The sequence below is a fragment of the Sulfitobacter sp. genome (assembly GCF_036961165.1).
Taxonomy (GTDB): domain Bacteria; phylum Pseudomonadota; class Alphaproteobacteria; order Rhodobacterales; family Rhodobacteraceae; genus Sulfitobacter.
On the sequence record NZ_JBALVJ010000018.1, the window covers coordinates 41389 to 64842 of the forward strand.

A 23454-nucleotide genomic window follows, 5' to 3' on the forward strand; every position below is an offset into this window, starting at 1 on the left:
GCTTGCGACACGGCCCCAAATGCGCAACCTTGTTTCATCAATCAATAAAAGCGCGCGCAACAGACGCGCGATTCCAAATGGGAGACGACCAAGATGAACGATACACTCAAACAGCTTAGCACACAGGTTACCAAAGGTCTGATGACACGCCGCGAATTTGTGTCCCGCGCTGCCGCACTGGGCGTAACCGCCGCAGCTGCCAATGCCATGCTGACAAGCCCTGCCCAAGCGCAAGAGACGCCAAAGCGCGGAGGCAAAATCACTATCGGCTCGTCCGGTGGCGAATCCACAAACACACAAGACCCCGCACTTTCCGCTTCCGAAGTACCGGTCAACAACCTCTATTGCTGGGGCGAAGTGCTGGTGGAAGTTGATCCTTCGGGCCAACTGGCGCCACGCCTTGCCGAAAGCTTTGAAGCTTCCGCAGACGCAACTGTCTGGACCTTTAACATCCGCAAGGGCGTAAAATTTTCGAACGGCGCAGAAATGACGCCCGATGACGTACTGAAAACACTTCAGCGTCACTCCAACGAAGAAAGCCAGTCCGGTGCGCTTGGTATTGTCAAAGGCATCGCGGACATGAAAGTGGACGGCAACAGTGTTGTTATGACACTTAATGCTCCAAACGCTGACCTGCCCTACCTGATGTCCGACTATCACCTGATCATCCAGCCAAACGGCGGCATGGACGATCCGACAGCAGCCATCGGCACCGGCCCTTACACGCTGGAAGTCAACGAGCCCGGCGTGCGTCACCTGTATAAGCGTCGCGAAGATTACTGGGACTCTGAGAACCGTGGTTTCGCGGATGAAGTTGAAATCCTTGTGCTAAACGATGCGACAGCACGTACTGCTGCCCTGCAATCGGGTCAGGTTCACGCCATCAACCGCGTTGATCCAAAAGTCGCGGCCCTGCTGGACCGTGCGCCAAACCTTGCTGTGCGCAGCTCTTCCGGCCCCGGCCACTATGTGTTCATCGCACACATCGACACAGCGCCGTTCGACAACCTTGATCTGCGGCTTGCTCTGAAATATGCCATCAACCGCGAAGAACTGGTTGAGAAAATCCTGCGCGGCTACGGCTCCATCGGTAACGATTTCCCGATCAACGCATCCTACCCGTTGTTCGACGAAAGCATCCCGCAGCGTGAGCACTCCATCGAAAAAGCCAAAGAGCACTATGCGAAATCCGGCCATGATGGCAGCCCGATCATCCTGCGCGTTGCCGACGGTGCCTTCCCTGGTGCTGTAGACGCAGCAGCGCTGTTCCAGCAGTCCGCGCAAGCCGCAGGCATCCCGCTGGAAATCAAGCGTGAGCCAAACGATGGCTACTGGTCAGAAGTCTGGAACGTGCAGCCTTTCTGTGCCTCCTACTGGGGCGGTCGTCCTGTTCAGGACCAGATGTACTCCACCGCGTATCTCTCCACTGCTGACTGGAACGATACACGTTGGAAGCGTCCTGAATTCGACGCCATGCTTCAGGAAGCAAAGGCCGAGCTTGACCCTGTCAAGCGCAAGGAGATGTACTCCAAGATGGGTCAAATGCTGCGCGAAGAAGGCGGCCTGATCCTGCCGATGTTCAACGACTTCGTGAATGGTGTGTCCAACAATCTGGGTGGCTGGATCGATGATCCATACGGCGAGATGATGGGCAACCAAGCCGCAATTAAGTGCTGGGTGAAGGACGCCTGATGCACCCGGTCGTAAAATTGGTGGCCCAGCGTTTAACGCTGGGCCTCCTGCTCTTGTTCGCCGCGTCCATCCTGATCTTTGCCGGAACGATGATCCTTCCGGGGGACGTGGCGCAACAAATCCTTGGTCAATCCGCAACGCCGCAAGCTCTTGCGAACCTGCGTGCGGAACTGGGCCTGAACGAACCACCCGTCGCGCGCTATTTCGCTTGGCTGGGCGGTATGCTTCAGGGTGATCTGGGCACCGCGCTCACCAATGGCCGCGACATCGCCGAGAGCCTTGGCGGACGTCTGAAAAATACGCTCTTTCTAGCTTTCTGGGCCGCGCTGATATCGGTGCCGCTGGCGATCTTCCTTGGTCTGCTGGCTGTGCGCTATAAAGACCGTTGGCCGGACAAGCTAATCTCGGCGGTAACGCTGACAACCATCTCCATTCCCGAATTCATGATCGGCTATGTCCTGATCTATTTCGTTGCCATTCAATGGGGCTGGTTCCCTTCTGTTGCGATCATCAATGACAGCATGTCGATCCTGCAAAAGCTTAACGCCATTGCAATTCCCGTCATGGTGCTGACCCTTGTTGTGCTGGCGCACATGATGCGCATGACCCGCGCCGCCATCCTGAATGTGATGCAGTCCGCCTATATCGAGACAGCCGAGCTTAAGGGCATGGGCATGCTCAAGATCATCCGCAAGCATGCCTTTCCGAATGCCATCGCTCCTATCGTAAACGTCGTGATGCTGAACCTTGCCTACCTTGTGGTTGGCGTGGTCGTGGTCGAAGTGGTCTTTGCCTATCCCGGTATGGGCCAGTATCTGGTTGACCATGTTGCCAAACGGGATGTGCCAGTTGTGCAGGCCTGTGGCTTGATCTTTGCCGCGGTCTATATCGGTCTGAACCTAGTGGCTGATATCGTATCGATCCTTGCGAACCCCAGACTGAGGCATCCCAAATGATCCGTATGCCAATCGCCGCAATGATCGGCCTGTTCTTTACTGTAATGTTCTTCCTGATCGCTATCTTTGCACCCTACATCGCTCCCTACGGCATGGCCGAAGTTGCGGGCGATGTGTGGGAGCCTTCCTCTTCCGAATTCCTCTTGGGCACGGACAGCATCGGCCGCGACCTGCTGACGCGTCTGATCTATGGTGGACGCACAACAATCTTCATCGCCACGGCCGCGACCCTCCTCAGCTTTACGCTGGGCTCCGTCCTTGGCTTTTTCGCAGCTGTTTCGGGAGGCTGGATTGACCAGAGCATCAGCCGCTTTGTCGATCTGATCATGTCGATCCCCTCGCTCATCTTCGCGCTAGTGGTGCTTTCGGTAATGCCGACGACCGTCACAGTTTTGATTGTGCTGATGGGTCTGCTAGATAGCACACGCGTCTATCGCCTTGCCCGCGCTGTTGCGGTGGACATCACAGTCATGGACTATGTCGAGGCTGCACGTCTGCGCGGTGAAGGCACTGCTTGGATCATCTTTCGTGAAACTCTACCCAACGCGCTTTCGCCGCTGGTGGCAGAAATGGGCCTGCGCTTTATCTTCGCAGTGCTATTCATCTCGACGCTGTCGTTCCTCGGGCTCGGCGTACAGCCTCCGCTGGCCGATTGGGGCGGGATCGTGAAAGAGAATAAAGAGGGTATCAACTACGGCATTCAGGCCGCCCTTTATCCCGCCTACGCCATCGCGGCGCTGTGCATCTCAATCAACCTCGTGGCGGACTGGATCCTCAGCCGCACCACCTCGCTGAAAGGGGGCCGGGGATGACCGAACCACTTCTGAAAGTTCGCGGCCTTAAAATCGGTGCAACGATCTATCCGCCCGGTGAGAAATCCCGTGACATCGAAATTGTACACGGCGTCGATTTTGAACTGGAAGCCGGCAAGGTGCTGGGCCTAATTGGTGAATCCGGTGCCGGTAAATCCACAATCGGTCTGGCCACTATGGCCTACGGGCGTGGCGGTGTTGAGCTGACGGGCGGTGAAGTCTGGGTCAACGGCCGAGACGTGCTGCAATCCAGGATGGGCGACAAGCGTCGCTTGCGCGGAGCCGAGGTTACTTACGTGTCCCAATCCGCAGCCGCCTCTTTCAATCCAGCGAAACGGATCATGGAGCAGGTGACAGAAGCCGCTATCATCCAAGGCAAGTTTTCCCGCAAGGAAGCCGAAGAACGCGCAGTCGCGCTGTTTGATAAGCTTGGCCTGCCCGATCCGGAAAACATCGGCTCACGCTATCCGCACCAAGTTTCGGGCGGCCAGTTGCAACGGTGCATGACTGCGCTCGCGCTGTGCCCCCAGCCAGATCTGGTGGTCTTTGATGAACCGACGACCGCGCTGGACGTCACCACGCAAATCGACGTGCTGGTAGCGATCAAAAACGCGATCCGCGACACTGGCGTTGCCGCGCTCTATATCACGCACGATCTTGCCGTGGTGGCACAGGTCGCTGATCACATCATGGTGCTGCAACAGGGCGCGATGGTAGAATACGGCACAGCCGACCAGATCATTAACAACCCACGCGAAGAATACACGCAAGCGCTCGTCTCGGTCCGTTCGATCAAACATATTGAGAAAGAGCCGACAGACACACCGATCCTACAGGTCAAAGGCATCACAGCGCGCTACAAGGGCACGAATTTTGACGTGCTCAAAGACATCAACGTGGACATTCACCCCGGTCAAACGCTGGCCGTTGTGGGCGAAAGCGGTTCGGGTAAATCCACACTAGCGCGTGTTATCACCGGCCTGCTGCCCCCCTCTGAAGGAGAGATCATCTTTGACGGGCGCACTTTGACACCTGATCTGGCCACGCGCCCCCGCGACGACCTGCGCGAATTGCAAATGATCTACCAAATGGCTGACACAGCCATGAACCCGCGCCAGACGGTTGGCACCATTATCGGTCGCCCGCTTGAGTTCTATTTCGGCCTCAAGGGCAAAGCAAAGCAGGAGCGCCTTCAGCAACTGCTGGACGAGATCGAGCTCGGTGAAGGTTTTCAAGACCGCTATCCTGCGGAGCTATCGGGCGGACAAAAGCAGCGTGTCTGCATCGCCCGCGCACTGGCAGCCAAGCCAAAGCTTATCATCTGTGATGAGGTAACCAGCGCGCTTGACCCGCTGGTGGCGGACGGCATCCTAAAGCTGCTTTTGCGCCTGCAAAAGATCGAAGATGTAGCTTACCTGTTCATCACGCATGATCTGGCAACGGTAAAAGCCATTGCCGACAGCATTGCAGTAATGTTCCAAGGCGAAGTCGTGCGGTATGGCCCCAAATCTCATGTCCTCTCGCCGCCCTTTGACGACTACACCGATCTGCTGCTCAGCTCTGTGCCTGAGATGAGAATTGGCTGGCTCGAAGAGACGATCGCCAACCGCAAGATGGAGAGCGCAGGGAACTGAGCCGCGGCATGTACGACCCCAAAGGCAACGGCAAAGACAAGGCGGTGCAATCGGTGCAATTCACCGAGAGCCTGCCCCCCAAGCATCTGCGAGGCCTCGTACACCACTATATCGAGCTGCGGACAGAAGCGCCGTTGGCACAAGACTACCGCTTTCACGCCCTGCCCGATGCCTGCGCTTACGTCGTCTTTGACCAGCGCGATCCCCGCATCACCGGCGTGTCCAAGCTGCGCGCCACCGCGCAAGAGTTCAATCTTGGCCGTCAGTTTCACTTCGTCAACATCCGCTTTCTTCCCGGTGTATGGCAGACCGCCCGCATGCCGCTGACCGAAGGCATCATCGACCAGCCCTACTCTGGCGCCCTACCGCTGCACACCATCAATCAAGACCTTGCAGGGGAGAGCTTTGCCGCGCAAAAAGGTGTTCTCACCACGTTGGTGGAGCAACTGGCCAGAGATGGCATCATTGCGCCCAACCCCGTTACAGACCGGATATTCCAGAACCTTGAGGATATCACCTCTGTCGCGGATATGGCCGTGGCCTGCGATCTCTCGGCGCGGCAGCTGCAGCGCGTACTCAAAGCCACAACCGGCTTTGCCCCGCATGATTTTCTTAAGATACTACGCCTGCAACAATCGCTAACCGGGAATGACACGTGGGACTATGCCGATCAGTCGCATTTCATCCACTCCTTCCGCCGCGCCACGGGATACACGCCGGGAAAATACGCGCGAAAGTTCGATGTCTGAAATCTACAATACGGAGCCCCTCCCCTGCGGTACGCATGTCTCATCACATCGACACAAGGAGCGAAACGATGACACAGATGAACGCAGTTGGATGGTTTGACATCTACGTAAACGACCTGCCCCGCGCCGTATCTTTCTACGAGTCCGTTTTGGACATCACACTGGAAGACATGGGCGATCCCACCGGTGAGACCGAGATGAAGAGCTTTCCAACCGATATGGGCAGCTATGGCGCGGGCGGGGCCATCACCAAATCACCGCATGCACAGCCCGGCGTCGGCGGCACGACCATCTACTTTTTGGTCTCGGATTGCGCGGTGAACGAGGCGCGCGTGGCGCAGGCGGGCGGTCAGGTCGCCCGCCCCAAGCTCTCCATCGGGGACTTTGGTTGGATCAACCTGTGCATGGACACCGAAGGCAACCTGATCGGCTTTAACTCCATGCAATAAATGTGCGCGCGTGCTGGGCCCTTTAGCGTTGCGCGCGCAACTTAGCTGCGATTAGATAAGCTTGCATCCACAGGAGGATCCCATGGACAAAAAGCTGCTTCTCATCATCCTTGACGGGGTCCCCTACCGCAACTGGCGGCGTCTTTTCGGCAATCTTGAAGGCTGGGTGGACAGCGGTGATGCACGGGTGTGGAAGATCCGTTCGGTCCTGCCGTCGATCTCGGCCTCCTGCTATGCGTCCATCCATACTGGCGTGGCGCCTGCCGTGCACGGCTGTACCGGAAACGGCAACGTGTTTCGGTTGAAAGAACCCGACGTCTTTGCGCAGATTCGCAAGGCTGGCGGCGTGACCGGTGCTGTCGCACACAGCTTCTGGTCCGAGTTCTTTAACCGCCATCCCTTCGATTACGTACGCGACATCGAATATGATGAGCCTGAAAGCAGCACCATCAACCACGGCCGGTTCCACACAATGACGGGTTACGGCTCGGCCAACCAAATGACACCTTCGGACGTCGATCTGTTCGCCACGCTGACCAACATGTGCCTGCGCTTCGGCTTGAATTATGGGATGCTACACACCTGCACGCTCGACAGTATGGGCCACCGGTTTTTCCACGAATGTGAGGAGATGGACCACGCCTGCTTTGTCATGGACGAGATGCTTGCACCATTCATCCCCAAATGGCGCGCAGCAGGGTATGAAGTGATGGTCACCGCCGATCACGGGCAAGACGCGCGTGGCCATCACGGTGGCCGCGATCCACTGCAGCAAGAGGCCGCCATCTATTATTTCGGGGACGCCGAAGGGCCAGACGAAGACACGGTGATCGACCAGCTCCAACTTGCGCCAACGATTCTGAGCCGCCTCGGCGCGCCCATCCCCGACACAATGAAAGCAAAAAGCTTTTTGACCTGACGCGGTAGCCGTCAGTAGGGCCAATCACCCTTGGCCAAGGTACTCACGGCATCTGCCACACGGTCAAAGAACGCAGCCCCCCGCGCGCTCACATGGCGCGCGCGCAGGCAGCCGTGTACCAGCCCTGCCTCATTGAACCACACCGCACGGCCACCTGCCGCAAGGATTTCATCGCGGTAGCTTTCGCCATCGCTGGCCAGCGGATCACATTCGGCGGTAACAATCACCGTCGGTGGGAGCCCTGTAAAATTCGTATCTTGTAGCGGCGCATAGCGCGGATCGTCTTTCGGCGGCACCGCACCGCCTGTGCGGATCGTCTGATAGAACAGCATATCGCGGGTGGTAAGCTCTGGCGCGTCTGCATGCTCGATATAGCTGCCCTTGGTCGGGTCTCCGCCAAGGCCAGGATAGATGAGTACCAGCCCCGCCACGTGCGCACGTGCATGATGAGTCACAGCAGCGGCCAGATTGCCACCTGCACTGTCCCCCGCCATCAGCAATGGCCCTGCAAATTCTTCGGATATCGCCGCTAATGCGGAAAAGGCATCATTGTAGCAACCGGGGAACACCACCTCTGGCGCGAGGCCATAATCGACCGATATCACTCGCACCCCTGCCCGTACGCAAAGCTCGGCGCAGACATCATCATGGCTGTGCAAGCCCCCGACAACAAAGCCGCCGCCGTGGTAGTAGATCAACGTGACTTGATGAGTGCCCGCTTCATACCGGCGGCAAGGTACGCCCCCATAATCTTCGTCCCAAGTGCGCACCCCTTCGGGATAGGGCGCATGAAACGCCGCGCACATGTCGTCATAGACGGCGCGTTGCTGGGTGATTGTCAGATCGACAGCATCGGGAGGATAGAACTCCGCCCCGCGCGCAATATAGGCGCGCACCTCGTCATCGAGGAGCGCGCTATAGTCTGGCTTGCTCAAGCCGCGGCGTCCCACTGCGTGACGAAGTCACCCAAGACACCACCAACGGCCTGCGCATCCGCACCATTCATTGCAATCACAGCAACAAGGTCCCGCTTTTTGTCATCCATCACATGATCCACACGCGCAGCTACGCCCGCCTTGTCGAGTGCGGCATCAAAGACGCGGGTGATGGCCATGCGGCGCAGGTCAGGTTTGAAAATCTTGCCAACGGCAGTTTTCGGCAATTCGGCCATGATTTCGATATGTTTGGGCTGCGCTGCACGCTCGTGCACCTTCGCTGTACAGAACTCCAACAGTTCTTCGGTAGTGACGGTCGCCCCTGCAATCAGTTCAACAAAGGCGCATGGGACTTCGCCAGCGTGGGCATCGGGCTGACCAATCGCACCGGCAAATGCCACCGCCTCATGGCCCAACAGCGCCTCTTCGATTTCGGCGGGGTCGATGTTGTGACCACCGCGGATGATCAGATCCTTCGCGCGGCCTGTGATCCAGATATAGCCATCCTCGTCCTTGCGACCCAAATCGCCTGTACGCAGAAATTTATCATCATAATAGAGGTCTTTGTTCTTGTCGGCTTCGGTGTAGGTGTTGCCCGGGAACACGCCAGGGTTGGAGACGCAGATTTCGCCCACTTCATCCACTGCCGCATCAATGGGACCATCCGGCGTGCCCTTGATAATGCGCACACGGGAATAGGGAAACTCCACCCCGACAGAGCCAACTTTCTTTATACCGTCAGACGGGTTGCCCGACACCATCACCGTTGCTTCGGTCAGACCATAGCCCTCGAGGATCTCAACGCCAGTGGCTTTCTCGAAGCGGCGGAACAGCTCCATCGGCAACGGAGCAGAGCCGCTAAACGTGCTTTTCACCGTGCTGATATCCGCATCCACTGGGCGTTGCATCATCGCGGAAATCGCTGTCGGGACACCGATGATAAAACTGATTTTCCAACGCTCCACCAGTTTCCAGATGTTGTCGAACACACCGTCGCCGCGGTAACCTTGAGGGGTCGGGAAAACGACATGCGCACCGGCTGTTACAGCGCCCATGACGATCACATGGCAAGCAAAAACGTGGAATAGCGGCAGTGGGCAAAGGATATTATCCGTCTCGTCCAGCAACATCGTTTCACCGATCCAGCCGTTATAAATCATGCCGGAATATTTGTGTTGGGCGACCTTTGGCATGCCGGTGGTGCCGCCAGTATGGAAATAGCAGGCCACGCGATCTTCTTGCGGGTCCGCGAATTGCAGCGTTTTGGGCTGCTTCGCCATTTCATCGTTCAGGTTCTTGTAGGTTGCCTGATTGTGCACGCTGCGCTTCGGGCGGATCAGCGGCACGATGACCTTCTTCAGACCAGTCAGATAGCGGTGCAGGTCCACTTCCAGAACGGTTTTTACGTTGGGCGCCAGCGCCACAGCCTCTGCGGTTTTGTCGGCCACGTCCGTTTTCGGGAAGGACCGCAGGGTCACCACAACTTTTGCGTTGGTTTCGCGCAGGATCGCGCCGATCTGTTCCGCGTCCAGCAGCGGGTTGATCGGGTTTACAATCCCTGCAATCGATCCGGCCAGAAACGTGATTGCGGTTTCGTTCGTGTTGGGCAGCACGTAGGCCACCACATCATCCGGCCCGACCCCCAGTGAACGGAACAGGTTGGCCGCCTGAACGGTCTTGTCATGAAATTCTTGCCACGTCAGCGTCTCTGCCGCGTCCTTGGGACCCGAGAACAATTGATAGCTGATAGCATTGCGATTTGGAAATTTGGCTGTTGTGTCAGCAAGCAGGCTATAGAGCGTCTTGTGTACGTCGCGGTCTTCCCACGCGCTCTCTGCCTCAATGGCATCACGATCGATGATTCCAGAATATCCCATTTTCGTCCTCCCCTGCGCGGCCACTTTGTGCGGCTTGCGTCATTTGTCACAGCACGATGACGTCCCCGCCGAAATAATTCAAGCAAAGGGTACCCCGAGACGTAGCGTTATAGGCTTGGTTGCCCAAACGTCATTTTTGTTTTGGATATATGGGGATGGTCCGCGCAATTCGGAAGAGGCAGCACCCCGAATACATCATCGGGTTGCTACAAATTTCTAGAGTGTCGGGATGCGCAGTACCTGACCGGGGTAGATTTTGTCGGGATGCGACAGCATCGGCTTGTTTGCCTCGAAAATCTTTTCGTAGTGCGCGCCATTGCCAAGCGTCTTGGCGGAGATCGCCCAAAGGGTATCGCCCTTTTCCACGGTGTAGAAAGTAGGCTCGCCTTCGCCGCCCTGCACGTCGTCCTCGACAGAGGACACGCCTTTGACGTTGCCGACGGCCAGAATGACTTTTTCGCGCATTTCCTGGTTGGCCGCTTTACCGGTCACTTTGACTTTGTCGCCTTCAACCGTGATATCCAGACCTTCGGCATCAAGACCAAGCTATTTCAGCTCGTCCTGAAGGGCCGCGCCGGATACTTCCGCATCATCTTCTCCGCCAAATACTTTTTTGCCGGCACCTTTTACAAAGCTCCATAGACCCGTTTAAATACTCCCTTAATGGATTTAATTACCATCAAATTGTCTCACCTTGCGACCTATATACGCAAGGGGAATTACTCGGCCGCGATGCCGTCCGTGAACTGTAGACGCGCCAGACGTGCATACAGGCCGCCCTTGGCCACCAGCGCATCATGCGTACCAGTGTCCACAATCTGCCCTGCCTCAAGCACGACAATCCGGTCGGCCTTCTTCACTGTGGCTAGACGGTGCGCAACGATAAGTGTGGTGCGGTCCGCGCTCAGCTCTTCCACCGCGGCCTGCACCGCGCGTTCGCTTTCGGCATCCAGCGCGCTGGTGGCTTCATCCAGCAGCAGTACGGGCGCTGCGCGCAAAATGGCCCGAGCGATGGCGATGCGCTGCTTTTGGCCACCTGACAACATCACACCGCGTTCGCCCAGATAGCTGTCATAGCCTTCTGGCAGTGCTGTAATGAAATCATGCGCTGCAGCGGCGCGGGCTGCGCTTTCAATCTCGGCATCGGTCGCACCGGGGCGGCCAAAGCGGATATTCTCGCGCGCGGAAGCGGCAAAAATCACCGGGTCTTGCGGAACAAGGGCAATTTCGCGGCGGAAGGCATCGCGGTTTAGATCGCGCAGATCAACGCCGTCAAAAGTGATACGCCCGGACTGCGGATCATAAAACCGCAGGATCATCTGGATGATCGTCGTCTTACCCGCACCGGAAGGCCCGACAAAGGCGACGGTCTCACCCGGCTTGATCTCAAGCGTGACACTGTCAAGCGCCGCTGTTTCCGGACGCACGGGGTAGCGAAAACTCACGTTCTCAAAGCGGATATGCCCTTGTACGGGCACAGGCAGTGTTTGGGCGGACGCAGGATCGTTCACGGGATCCTCGGTCTCTAGCAAATCCACCAGACGCTCAGTCGCACCCGCAGCACGCTGAAGCTCTGACCATATCTCGGACAGGGCTGCGACAGCGCCTGCGACCATCACCGCATAGATGACGAACTGCACCAACGCGCCCACGGTCATGACTTCGGCACGCACATCGCGTGCGCCGATCCAAAGCACGCCGACCACGCCGGAAAACACCAGAAAAATCACGATTGTCGTCAGAAAAGCCCGTGTGCGGATACGGCGGCGCGCCGCATCAAACGAGCTTTCGGTCATCTGCGCGAACTGCGCGCGGCTGGCTGCTTCATGGGTAAATGCTTGTACCGTTTGCACTGCACTGAGACTTTCTGAGGCATTGCCGGAGGATGCCGCGATCCAGTCCTGATTTTCGCGGCTGATGACCCGCAGACGGCGTCCGAGCACAAGAATAGGGATGATCACCGCCGGCACGATCAGCAATACCAGCCCCGCCAGCTTGGCCGAGGTAAGCAGCATCAGTGCAAGCCCACCAATGAAGGTCAGAAAGTTGCGCAAAGCGATGGAGATAGACGAGCCGATAACGCTGAGGATCAGCGTGGTGTCAGTGGTGATGCGGCTCAGAACCTCGCCGGTCATGATTCGTTCATAAAAGACAGGACTCATCGAGATCACGCGGTCGAAGGTTGCCTTGCGAATGTCGGCCACCACACGCTCTCCCAAACGGGTAACCAGCGCGTAGCGCAGCGCTGATCCGACGGCGAGCAGCCCTGCAATGGCAAGAGCGGCAATGAAATACTGGTCTAGAAGCGCTGCTTCACCCGAATTGAAGCTATCCACCACGCGGCGCACAGCCAAGGGCAAGGTGAGCGAAATCATCGCCGTTGAGATCAGTGCGATCAACGCCCCTGCCATCAACAAACGGTAAGGCCGAAGGAAAGGTACCAAGGCACCCAGCGCGCCGATACGGCGGGACCGCTCACGTTCTTCGGTGGTGGACGGTGGGGGCGTGGGGCTATCCGCCATGCGCTTTCCTTTATCTATTTGTGCTAGGCTTTTTGGCGCGCCGGCACGTCGGGGTCAAGCGCCGCTCTGTCGCAGGTGGCAAAGGAAACGGGGGTTTATGGAGCGGGCGGAGGGAACCCAACTAGCCTTTCATTACATTTCAAAATGGCATATTTTACCCATACTTTATAGGTATTTTTGCTTTACACTTGTTCATAGCCTTTCATCCCCTTACGTTGCAGAACATATTTAAGGGCAGAATTAAGGGCGGTTAAATATGCCACCACGTGCAAAAGAACTTACACCGACACAGATCAAGGGCTTAAAGCATCCCGGCGGCACAAAGCCTGTCAGGGTCGCCGTGGGTGGCGTAGCTGGCCTTCACATCCAAATATGGCCGAGCGGAGCTAAGTCATGGGTGCTGCGGACACGATATGGCGATTGGGTCGAGACTAAGCTTTCGAATGGTACGATTCAGCGGGGCCGCAAAAAGCGCGAACTTGGCCTTGGGGCGTATCCTGATGTTTTACTAGGTACAGCGCGTGACAAGGCCAGAGAGGCCAAAGCCAAGCTTGAAGCAGGCATCGACCCCATAGCAGAGAAGAAGGCCACACACGCCGCGCTTATAGCCGCTGCACGTAGAGGTAGGACCTTTGCCGAGGCGTGGGAAAAATTCGCAGCTGAAAAGATCAAGGAATTTTCAACCGACAAGTACCGCGAGCAATGGCAGCGCACTGTTGAGATTTACGCGTTGCCAGATCTCGGCAAGATGGCGGTGCAGGATATCGGATTGCAGGACGTGCTGCGCGTTCTGACACCGATCTGGGATGATAAGACAGTGACTGCCGTTAAAGTTCGGGAACGGCTGGAAAAGGTGCTGGCCTACGCAACGGTGCAGGGCTATCGGACGGGTGACAATCCTGCACGATGGAAGGGCAATCTCGACATGGTGCTTGCCGCGCCCGGTAAGGTATCCGGTGCCGAGAATTATGCCGCGTTGCAACTGGATGACATGGCGCGTTGGTGGCAGGCGCTACAGGGCCGTGAAGGCATGGGGGCCAAGGCGTTAGCGTTCCAAGCCATGACAGCGACAAGATCCGGGGCAATTCGATTTGCTACGTGGGAAGAAATCGATCTCAATACTCGCCTTTGGACGATCCAGCCGGGTCGGCAATCGTCAAAGATAGCTGCCAGCGACACCGCAAAGCGCATTCCATTGACGAATAGCATGGTAGCACTGCTGGAAAACCTGCCAAGGCTACAGGGGTCCGATCTTGTTTTCTGGTCACCACGTGGCGGAGCTTTGTCTGATGCGGCGATGGGCAAGATAATGCGCGTGATACATGAGGCGGACTTTGCAAGCGGTGCGAAGGGCTTTGTTGATGCAAAGACAGCCGAGCAGGCAGTTCCACATGGGTTGCGTAGCGCGTTCCGAACATGGGTTGCAGACCGCACCAGCTTTGATGGCGACTTGGCCGAGGTTGCATTGTTTCACAAGGTCGGAAGCAAAGTGACGCAAGCATACAACCGCGCAGATCAGGTTGAAAAGCGGCGTCACATGATGGCTGCGTGGGGTAACTTTGTGCAGGGGATAGAGCCTGAAAAGGTTGTTACCTTTCAGGGGGCGCTGCAATGACGGATCATAAACCGATGATCCATTTGCTCTCTGAAATGCTTTTGCAGAAGGAAAGATTGGAAATCGTATTCACAGATGATTCTGGGGAACACTTAGGCGCTGACGCGCATTTTTTTACACGCTATTTGAACTTAAAGACGGTTTTGAGTTGGTTAATGATGGTAGCTATTCGCACTGGGAGGCAAGAGCGAAAATAGTAGTTGAATATGCACAGAAATATGCTGGCGCATATGATATTGCGAGAAAAATTTGCAGATGGCACCTTCACAAAAACTTGGGGTTGCCCACTGCGTTACGATACCTTTGTGCTGAAATCGTGGCAGGAAACACAACAAAACCAAAAGGGAGAATTTTGGGTAAAGGTAACGACAAAAATTGGATGCGAAACGAAATTTTCGTCCGATATATGAAATTTCTCATAGATACGTATGAATATACACCTCAACGGAACCCCACTTCTGGGCACAATAGTGCTGCAGATATACTCGCAGTTGCATTTCATAAATGTGGCTACAGAATGATAACATACGACACAATTCTTAACGTCTGGAAGGACAAGACGTTAAGGGAGGAACTCAGCGCGCTCTTTCGTAGGTAGTTATTCGTTTTTCTATACCTACGACGCTACAAAGAAGACCCTATAATAGTTCAGCCATAGCATAACCCGAAAGGAGCCTTGGCTGATGACCACCCAAACTGAATTCGTTACAGGACCGCAGGTCCAAGCCCGCTACCAGAAATCGCACGTTACGATCTGGCGCTGGGTCAAAGACGCTGATCTGAACTTTCCCAAGCCGATCCAAATTAACCGCCTGAACTATTGGCGCATGGCTGATCTGGTATCTTGGGAAGCTAGCCAAGTGGTGGTATCATGAACCATCAGAAAAAAGAAAACGCCGCCCCCACTGCAATGGGGAACGGCGCTAAATTAGCAATCGAAGCGACTAAACTTTCAGTAAGACCTACTACCAAACAGTGCTCTGGCGCAATATACTTTTGGAACCACGCCAGTCACAGTGTCGAGCCGCTAAGGGCGAGACTTGGGGAGGCGATAGTATGACTGCAATCTCAGAATTCATCAAACCCGCCCACAAAGCAGTCGCGCGGTCTATTGGCTACGCCCTTACCACTGGCGATAGCGAAGGTTGGGGTATGTTTACTGCAATCGTATTACTTCGCCTTGACGATGCAGAGCGCATACGGATGACTTACGCCACTTTGCAGTCGCTTCATCCCGACCATGTAGAAGACACGCGGGAGGCGGCTCTCTGCCGCTCTGGCGCGGGTATACCTCAAGCACCTTTGTTCAACCGTATGGATCAGGCTGTATTTTGGGCCGATATGGCCGAGGCAGACGAACTCGACGCTTATTGCTTGGCAGCGTTCAACCGTATGGCACCACAACGCCAGTCAGCTTTCCTGCACTTTGTGCGCGAGAGGGCTGCAGCATGACTGCTGTTTCAAATGGTATTGCAGCAACCCAATCATGCAGCGACCCACGACCAGATATGCCACAGAATGACCCAGCAACATATTGCGACCCACCTACGAGTTTTGATGGATTAGATCGTCAGGACCGCGAGCATATGGCGAAAGTTGGCCGACCTAGCAACATTATCGCGCCTGCCTTAGCGGGTCGTGCAGCAAAGCTAAGAGAGGCGATGCAATCTCTATCTGACATCAGGCCGCACCTAACAAGCCGTTACCTCGTCAAAGGCTGGCTTGATCGTGGTGGCGCGTCTGTCGTCTATGGTGAGCCTAATTCGGGCAAGACTTTCTTTGCGCTGGATCTAGCGTTTCACATCGCTGCGCGGCTGCCTTGGCACGGCGTCCAGGTGGATGGACAAGGTGTCATCAATCGCAAATGCCGCGTTATCTATATTGCTTGTGAGGGTGGAACAGGCGTTGATAACCGGGTCGAAGCGATGAAACTGGAGCGCCCAGATATTGCCGCGCACGCAGCAAATGGCAGCTTCACCCTGATGAAAATCGGCATGGACCTTCACGGCCAGCTTGATGCTGAGGCGCTTGGCAACGCGATCTCGGAGCTTGACGAAAAACCTACATTGATTGTTGTTGATACATTGGCGCGGACAATGGGTGACGGTGACGAAAACACGTCCAAAGATATGGGGCTGTTTATTAGGAGCATTGATTACCTCCGGGAACGAATGGGCGCACACGTCATGCTGATCCATCATAGCGGCAAAGATGCGAGCAAGGGCGCACGTGGTTCCAGTTCACTGCGAGGTGCAGTTGATACGGAGATAAGTCTCACTCGTTCGGGTGACGTTGTGACTGCCGAGGTGGTTAAGCAGCGAGATGGTCCGTGCGGTGGTGTGTTTTGCTATACGCTCAAAACGGTTGAATTGGGTGAGGATCAGGACGGCGAACCTGTCACGTCTGCTATTATTAGCCCAGTTGAGCAGGCCAAGAAAACCATTCGACTAAGTGGCAAGAACGAGATCGCAATGCAGGCACTTTATGACGCGTTGCGCGAATATGGTGAGGCCAAGACTGGCACGGCTTACCCCGCCAATAGAAAGGCCGTTCAAGTGGATCATTGGCGCGCGTCTTGTGGTGTTCACGGCTTAACGAACGGCGTCAGTGATGCAGCTGCACGAATGGCGTTCAAAAGGGCCAAGGACAAGCTGATGGATCTAAACGTGGTGCGCGAATGGGGCGGCTACGTTTGGAGGGTCCAAGATGCTGATTGAGCGTAACAGACGTAACACATTGGAACAGTTCATCACGTGTTCGCGCCCGTTCGAGCGTAACGAACGTAACACACCCCTATGGGGTGTTACGGTTGTTCGCGTGGTTCGGCTGTCTGAAATGGTCTTTATCCGCCTTCTGTATGCGGATGGAATAAACGCAGTTCGTCCAAACGAAAGCTGCCCCTGATGGAAATCAACACCAAGCGAAAAATCCAGCCAGACACAGAGCCGCGAGCCTCAAAGGACATTCAATGGAACTAGATAAAACTTCAGCTTCACAGCCTGCCGAAAACCCGAAACGCACGCCGCCATCCTTGAAGGTAGAAAATAATAATAACTGCTTGAACATCGAGATCGACGGCGACTTTGATAGAATATCAAACGAGGTCACAAGCAAGTCTGTTGCTCTTGGCTTGATAGGGCAGATTGTCAGCCTTGGCTCTTGGGGCAAGCGACTAGATGAAAAGGCGGCAAACTTTGCGATTGGTTTTCTTGATGCCATGAAGCCCGAGGATGCAGCCGAGGCATTGTTATTCACTCAGATGGCGGCAACGCACCAAGCTATGATGATGATGGCACAAAAGCTAAACCACATTACCAGCATCCAACAACAGGACGCTGCAGAGCGCGCGATGAACAAGCTAGCCCGGACCTATGCCGCTCAAATGGAAACGATCAAACGCTACCGCAGCAAAGGCCAACAAACGGTAAGGGTGGAACGCGTGACGGTAGAGAGTGGCGGGCAAGCTGTTGTCGGTAACGTAAGCCATGAGAGGGGGGGGGGCGGCGCGATGAAAGGTGACGCTAGCCCCATGCACTTAGCCCCACGGTGCACGGCAAAATCAAAACGTAGTGGGTTGCCTTGTAAAAGCCCCGCCGTTCGGGGTTGGGAAGTTTGCAGGATGCATGGTGCAAAAGGTGGTCATAAATCGGGTCACGGCCATCCACAATATCGGCACGGTGGGCGCAGTCATGACATAGAAGCAACCCGCAAGCTTATCACCGCGCTAGCCCGAGATGCGCGCAACCACTTAGGAGATATGGATCACTAGTGTTTGGCAGCTATGTTGTTGCCGGATGACGCTGACGGCCCATAGCGGACCTTGGTGGTTATTGCAGCGGAGGTCGGCTTCGAGCCCGAAGCGGTCGCGTCGCAATGAGCCCATTTAGCATTTGCATCACGACTTGGGACTTCACGACCGGCCCAGACATGCCGGTCAGCCTCATCGTAAATTTTCTGCGCTGTTTTCGCTTTGCGGACATTCATTCATCGCGCTGCTTTTCTGGCCGTCAAGTGGCAGCCCAAGTGGTTGGAACCGCCTTGATCAAGTTGCCGCCGACAGACAGATCAGCCGTTAAACGATCTGAGTTAAGCGTAAAGTAAAGGCATGACACAACCCATAATCACGTTAATATCAAGGTTGGAGGGGAGTCGGTTACTGAAATCGGTACCTGTAGGAGATCAAGTTGCAGGACATTAATAGCTGGCTATCCCAACTCGGATTGGAAAAATATTCTGCGGTTTTCGCCGAGGCCGAGATTGATTTCGAGATTTTGCTAAGTCTAGTTGAGGACAATCTCAAAGAGCTGGGCCTGCCCTTAGGCCCGCGGCTCAAAGTATGGGCCGCCATTCAACGCCTTGGAGAGCCTCCTGCCTCCCTTGTTGAAACAACTAAAGACATCGCGCCCCAGACAGTTACTGCAGACACTACAGCAGCATCCGCCGACGCTGAACGCCGCCACCTGACGGTCATGTTCGTCGACCTTGTAGGTTCGACCGAAATGGCAACCCGGATGGATGCCGAAGACATGCGCGATGTCATCACCAGCTACCAGAACACTGTCGCTGGCATTGTCAGCCGCTTTGAGGGCTTTGTTGCCAAGTTCATGGGCGACGGGGTGCTGTGCTATTTCGGCTGGCCCCGCGCCAACGAGGATGACGCTGAGCGCGCGGTCCGCGCGGGCCTGTCGATTATCGATGCCGTCAAGAAAACCAAAGCGCCCAATGGATCGCTTCTGTCCACCCGCGTCGGCATCGCAACCGGTGTCGTCATCGTTGGCGATCTGATCGGCAGCGGTGCAACGCAAGAAGCGGCGGTGGTGGGCGAAACGCCAAACCTCGCCGCGCGTCTTCAAGGGGTCGCGGGCCTGAACCAACTGGTTGTAGCCAAGGAAACGCAACGTCTGCTGGGCGCGATCTTCGATCTTTCTCCCCTCGTTGGGCAAAACCTGAAAGGCATCGCAGGCTCAGTCGACGCCTATCTGGTGGAAGGCGATGCTTCCGTCCAAAGCCGCTTTGCAGCCCGTCAGTCAGGCGCGATGACGCCCATTGTCGGGCGTGAGCGTGAGATCGAGTTGATGACTGAACGCTGGGCGCTGGCCCGGTCAGGCCAAGGTCAGATGGTCATTGTCAGCGGTGAGGCGGGCATCGGTAAGTCGCGCATCACGCAGGCGGTCATCGAGGAAGTCGCCAAAGACGATCACACTCGGATGACCTACCAATGTTCACCCTATCACGCGGACAGCGCCTTCTATCCAGTTACGCAGCAAATGTCTTTCGCGGCGGGGTTTGCGCAATCAGACAGTCCCGATATACGGCTCGATAAGCTAGAAAAGCTGCTTGGCTCTGATCAGGACACACTGCGGCTGGTCGCGCCATTACTTGGGCTGGACGGCGAGGCGCGCTATGGGGCGTTGGACCTGACACCTGCGCAGCAGCGTGCACACACGATGAAAGCACTGGCGGGGCTGCTGGCCAATCAAGCGGCGGAAAAGCCTGTCCTGATGGTGTTTGAAGACCTGCACTGGATCGACCCAACATCGCAGGAGCTGCTGGACATCCTGTTGGATCAGATCACTGATCAGCGCATCATGATCCTCGCCACGGCCCGGCCTACATTCGAGTATGGCTTTGGAGGTCATCCCATCGTCACAAGGTTCGCGTTGAACCGGCTGGGTAAAGATCAGATTGGTGCAATCGTGTCCAAGCTGACCGGTGGCAAAGCGTTGCCAGATGAGATCATGGAAATCATCGCACAGCGGACCGATGGGGTGCCGTTATTTGTTGAGGAACTAACCAAGACCATCCTCGAATCTGGCGCGCTTAAAGAAGGCGGTGAGCGTTACATTCTCGACGGCCCGCTCAGCGCAATCGCCATTCCCACCACGCTGCATGACAGCCTGATGGCGCGTCTTGACCGGTTGAGTCCGATCAAGGAAGTGGCGCAGACCGCCGCCTGTATTGGGCGGGAGTTCAGCCATGGACTGCTGTCGCAAATCTCACCCCTGCCAGACGCCGAATTGTCCGAGGCCATGGAAGGTCTGATCGCAGCCGAACTGATTTACCGTCGCGGCCTGCCACCCGAGGCGACGTATCTGTTCAAACACGCGCTGGTTCGGGACGCGGCCTATGAAAGCCTCCTCAAAGAGCGGCGCAGGGCATTGCATACGCGTATATTGGTGGCGCTGGAGGCAGACCGCGATATCGCCCCCGAAGTGCTGGCTGTTCACGCCGAGGCCGCAAACCATACTGAACGGGCTATCGACCTGTGGGAGGCTGCGAGCACGGCCGCGCTGGGAAGACCTGCCTTTGACGAGGCTATCTCACATCTCAAACATGCGATAAGGCTGATCACACCGCAACTGGAGAACAGCGACAGCGGGATGCTAACTCGTGCCCTGTCCTTGGAAGTTCAGCTAGGTGCCACTTTTATGGCTCGTAGTGGGTGGGGTGCAGACGAGACAAAAGCGGCTTTCGAACAGGCTCTCGTCCTTGCAGACAGGATCGGTGAGACCCCCCTAAGATTTTCAATCCTCTACGGTCTAATGACGACAAGATATCTTCGCGCGGATCACGTAGAAGCGGTGCGACACGGTGAGGCGTTCGTGCGACTCACCGATGCTGCATCGGACACAGCGTCTGCCGCCACAGCAAATCGGTCCTATGGTGTTGCCTTGACGAATGTGGGTCGGTTAGCCGAAGCCCAACACCATTATGATCGGGCATTGGCCCTCTTCGACGCGGACCGGCACAAGGGGTTGGAGAAGCAGTACGGCATTGATATGGGCGTTGGAGTTAATGGCTTCCTGAGTATCAATCTCGCACTTCTTGGCGATAGCAAGCGGGCGCGCAAACATTTTCGCGATGTAGAACACTACGGAATGAATTCAGGACACGTCGGTTCGGTCTGTTACCAACATACCGTCGGGGCACTGAACTCGCTGCTTTGGCAGGATGAGCTTGAGTTTAAGCGGCATTCGAATAATTTGGCTTTTCTGGCGACGGAGCATAGCCTGGTATGGTTTCAGCAATTTTCATCACTCACCCAATCGCTGCTGCTGGCTGGAAAAGGAGATCATGCCGGTATCGCAAACTATATAAAGGCGGATGCAGCAATTGTTGCAACAAAATCTAAGATGATTGTCCCGATTTGCCGGGTGGAAGCAGCTCGGCGATCACTGGCTCTGGGTTCTAGAGAACAAGCCTCTGAACTAGCCGAGATGGCGCAAGAGTTGATCGACGAGACGGGCGAGACCTACGCTCTGTCCGACCTCCACCGGCTGCAAGCGGCAATAGCCAACGCGGGTAATGACACAGAAGCTGCGGAAAGACACCTAGGCACTGCCCTCGACGTCGCTCGGCATCAGGGAGCCAAATTATGGGAACTGCGCGCCGCAATCGATCTGGCGGGCCTTTGGCGAGATCAGGGAAAGACCGCCGAGGCAATCTCTCTCCTCCAGCCTGTCCATGACAGCATCGCAGAGGGGGACTGCCTGGAAGATCGGGCGACGGCCCGAAAACTGCTCGCAGAGCTGGCACCATAATTCGACTTTCGACGCATTGCATTGGCACCGCGTTTCTGCGGAGGCGGCCTGCCATGGGACTGTTGGAATGTCGGCTTTGGCGATTTTGGGTTCTGATCTGGCCACCGCAGCGAATGTCCGCAAACCGCCCTTTATGTAGAAATGTGCATGGCGCAGCATAGCTCTTACAAGCCGATCTTTTGACAGCCAACAACGGTAGTGTGACACACCAACACTGAGCCAAATCGAAGCTCGAGCCCCATTTTGATCCCAAAAGCAGATATGATTTAAGGGCGGACTTAAGGGCAGAATGACATCCAGCGCTAAATAAAAGTTGTTTTCCAACAAGACCTTAAAGAAATATTTGGAGCGGGCGGAGGGAATCGAACCCTCATCTTCAGTTTGGAAAACTGAGGTCTTAACCATTACACAACGCCCGCTCAGCGTGGTAAGACGTATTTCATGCTCGTTCAGAGGTCAAGTATCTGCTGAACAAAGGGAGAGGAATTTCGATGAGTAAGCCGAATGCTGTTATTATAGGAGTAGGTGACGGGCTGTCCGCTGCTTTGGCGCGGAACCTTATGGCAGATTATTCTTTGACGCTGGCCGCACGCAGCGCGGCCAAGATGCAGTCTCTTGCTGACGAAACCGGGGCACGCACGGTTCTTTTGGATGCAACGGATGAAAGCGCTGTCGCGGCCCTGTTCGATGATCCGCCCGAAGCTCCGAGGGTCGCCATCTATAACCCGTCTGCACGTGTTCGCGGACCAATCACTGACCTATCCACCGAGGACGTGCGCCGGGCTATCGATGTTACCGCCATCGGCGCTTTTCTGACAGGCAAACACGCTGCAAAGCGTATGCTTGAGGCAGAGGCCATTGACGGGAAGAAAGGGACCATTCTGTTCACAGGAGCATCGGCAGGTGTAAAAGGCTTCCCGCAATCTGCACCTTTTGCCATGGGCAAGTTTGCCCAGCGCGGCTTGGCCGAAAGCATGGCACGCGAACTGCACCCACAAGGGGTCCATGTCGCTTGGGTCAACATCGACGGTGGCATACTGAACCCGGGCCGCACCGAACCGGATGACAAGCCCGGATCTATGCTCAGGCCCGAGGCGATTGCCCGCACCTACCGCCATCTGATTGAGCAGGACCGCAGTGCCTGGACCAATGAGGTCGTCGTGCGCCCTTGGGTCGAGCGGTTTTAGCGGCTCTGCAGATACTGGACTGATACGATGCTCACCGATGACGAACTTGACCAATTGGACGCGCTGCTGCTCTCCATACGAGTGAGGATGGCATGCTCCTCAGTGAGTTTGACGGGTTTTGCGCCGGTCTCATCGTCTGTCCAGAAATTATCATGCCCGGGGAATGGTTATCTTGTGTCTGGGGGAGCAGCACAGAACACTTGGAAACGCCCAAGGATGTGCAGAGCGTCACCGACCTGCTGATGCGTCACTACAATAACGTCGCACAGTGCTTGATGCCTCCGGCAAATGGCTACGGCCCGCTCTATGAAGAAGACACCCAGACAGGGGAAATTCTCTGGGAGACATGGTGCTGTGGGTTCGAGCGTGCGATGCGCCTACGGCCGGATGCTTGGGAGCAGATTGCAGCGAGCAAGGACGAGAAAGCTGCTGCTTCGGTCAACATGATGCTGGCGCTGTTCGACATCGCCGAAGGTCAAAGCGATCTTCCCCCCCTCTGTCAGGGTTGTTATCCGCTGCTCTACTTTTCTCTAACTTTCAGGTGGGCGGGATAGGACAATGACGTG

At 56.0% G+C, this 23454-nt stretch carries 18 protein-coding genes, 1 tRNA gene and 1 pseudogene; 15 read left to right on the forward strand and 5 right to left on the reverse strand.

Annotated features, from left to right (window positions below; all coding sequences use genetic code 11):
* Positions 1–93 precede the first annotated feature (93 nt).
* From V7730_RS10185 to V7730_RS10215, 7 genes are all read left to right on the forward strand, one after another.
* Positions 94–1692 (forward strand): ABC transporter substrate-binding protein, encoded by a 1599-nt coding sequence (locus tag V7730_RS10185; protein WP_335747490.1) that lies wholly within the window; start codon positions 94–96, stop codon positions 1690–1692.
* Complete coding sequence (locus tag V7730_RS10190) at positions 1692–2648, forward strand: ABC transporter permease (RefSeq protein WP_335747491.1); 957 nt, start codon at positions 1692–1694, stop codon at positions 2646–2648. The genes V7730_RS10185 and V7730_RS10190 overlap by 1 nt, the downstream gene beginning before the upstream one ends.
* A complete protein-coding gene (locus V7730_RS10195; RefSeq protein ID WP_335747492.1) occupies positions 2645–3460 on the forward strand; it encodes an ABC transporter permease in 816 nt (271 codons plus the stop codon). Before V7730_RS10190 ends, V7730_RS10195 begins: the two co-directional genes overlap by 4 nt.
* Positions 3457–5094, forward strand: a complete 1638-nt coding sequence (locus V7730_RS10200; RefSeq protein WP_335747493.1) for an ABC transporter ATP-binding protein — start codon at positions 3457–3459, stop codon at positions 5092–5094. Before V7730_RS10195 ends, V7730_RS10200 begins: the two co-directional genes overlap by 4 nt.
* A gap of 8 nt (positions 5095–5102) precedes the next feature.
* A complete protein-coding gene (locus tag V7730_RS10205) occupies positions 5103–5843 on the forward strand; it encodes a helix-turn-helix domain-containing protein (RefSeq protein ID WP_335747494.1) in 741 nt (246 codons plus the stop codon).
* Between the two features lie 68 nt (positions 5844–5911).
* Positions 5912–6292: a VOC family protein gene (locus V7730_RS10210; RefSeq protein WP_335747495.1), complete on the forward strand. Its 381-nt coding sequence runs from the start codon at positions 5912–5914 to the stop codon at positions 6290–6292.
* Positions 6293–6374: 82 nt separating this feature from the next.
* Entirely contained in the window at positions 6375–7211 is an 837-nt protein-coding gene (locus V7730_RS10215; protein WP_335747496.1) for an alkaline phosphatase family protein, read from the forward strand.
* 11 nt (positions 7212–7222) lie between these two features.
* Here the strand turns inward: V7730_RS10215 and V7730_RS10220 are convergent, their stop codons facing one another.
* From V7730_RS10220 to V7730_RS10235, 4 genes and pseudogenes are all read right to left on the reverse strand, one after another.
* On the reverse strand, positions 7223–8146 hold the full coding sequence (locus tag V7730_RS10220; protein WP_335747497.1) for an alpha/beta hydrolase: 924 nt from the start codon (positions 8144–8146) through the stop codon (positions 7223–7225).
* Complete coding sequence (locus V7730_RS10225) at positions 8143–10023, reverse strand: acyl-CoA synthetase (RefSeq protein WP_335747498.1); 1881 nt, start codon at positions 10021–10023, stop codon at positions 8143–8145. The genes V7730_RS10220 and V7730_RS10225 overlap by 4 nt, the downstream gene beginning before the upstream one ends.
* 216 nt (positions 10024–10239) lie before the next feature.
* Positions 10240–10668: pseudogene (lysM, locus tag V7730_RS10230) on the reverse strand (peptidoglycan-binding protein LysM); the annotation flags it as partial.
* Between the two features lie 74 nt (positions 10669–10742).
* A complete protein-coding gene (locus tag V7730_RS10235; RefSeq protein WP_335747499.1) occupies positions 10743–12545 on the reverse strand; it encodes an ABC transporter transmembrane domain-containing protein in 1803 nt (600 codons plus the stop codon).
* Between the two features lie 256 nt (positions 12546–12801).
* Here V7730_RS10235 and V7730_RS10240 point away from each other — a divergent pair, with 256 nt between their 5' ends.
* From V7730_RS10240 to V7730_RS10265, 6 genes are all read left to right on the forward strand, one after another.
* A complete protein-coding gene (locus V7730_RS10240; RefSeq protein ID WP_335747500.1) occupies positions 12802–14160 on the forward strand; it encodes a tyrosine-type recombinase/integrase in 1359 nt (452 codons plus the stop codon).
* 683 nt (positions 14161–14843) lie between these two features.
* A complete protein-coding gene (locus tag V7730_RS10245; RefSeq protein ID WP_335747501.1) occupies positions 14844–15035 on the forward strand; it encodes a helix-turn-helix transcriptional regulator in 192 nt (63 codons plus the stop codon).
* Between the two features lie 181 nt (positions 15036–15216).
* The gene (locus V7730_RS10250) at positions 15217–15612 is read left to right on the forward strand and encodes a hypothetical protein (protein ID WP_335747502.1); all 396 of its coding nucleotides are present in this window, start codon (positions 15217–15219) and stop codon (positions 15610–15612) included.
* A 134-nt stretch (positions 15613–15746) separates the two neighbouring features.
* Positions 15747–16877, forward strand: coding sequence for an AAA family ATPase (locus tag V7730_RS10255; protein WP_335747503.1), 1131 nt, complete (start codon positions 15747–15749; stop codon positions 16875–16877).
* Positions 16878–17128: 251 nt separating this feature from the next.
* Entirely contained in the window at positions 17129–17929 is an 801-nt protein-coding gene (locus tag V7730_RS10260; protein ID WP_335747504.1) for a hypothetical protein, read from the forward strand.
* Between the two features lie 415 nt (positions 17930–18344).
* On the forward strand, positions 18345–21701 hold the full coding sequence (locus V7730_RS10265) for an ATP-binding protein (RefSeq protein WP_335747505.1): 3357 nt from the start codon (positions 18345–18347) through the stop codon (positions 21699–21701).
* Between the two features lie 344 nt (positions 21702–22045).
* Here V7730_RS10265 and V7730_RS10270 read toward each other — a convergent pair.
* A tRNA-Gly gene (locus V7730_RS10270) sits at positions 22046–22120 on the reverse strand.
* Between the two features lie 72 nt (positions 22121–22192).
* Between V7730_RS10270 and V7730_RS10275 the strand changes: the two genes are divergently transcribed.
* Both V7730_RS10275 and V7730_RS10280 read left to right on the forward strand, forming a co-directional pair.
* Positions 22193–22888: an SDR family NAD(P)-dependent oxidoreductase gene (locus V7730_RS10275; RefSeq protein WP_335747506.1), complete on the forward strand. Its 696-nt coding sequence runs from the start codon at positions 22193–22195 to the stop codon at positions 22886–22888.
* 53 nt (positions 22889–22941) lie between these two features.
* Complete coding sequence (locus tag V7730_RS10280) at positions 22942–23442, forward strand: UPF0149 family protein (RefSeq protein WP_335747508.1); 501 nt, start codon at positions 22942–22944, stop codon at positions 23440–23442.
* Positions 23443–23454 lie beyond the last annotated feature (12 nt).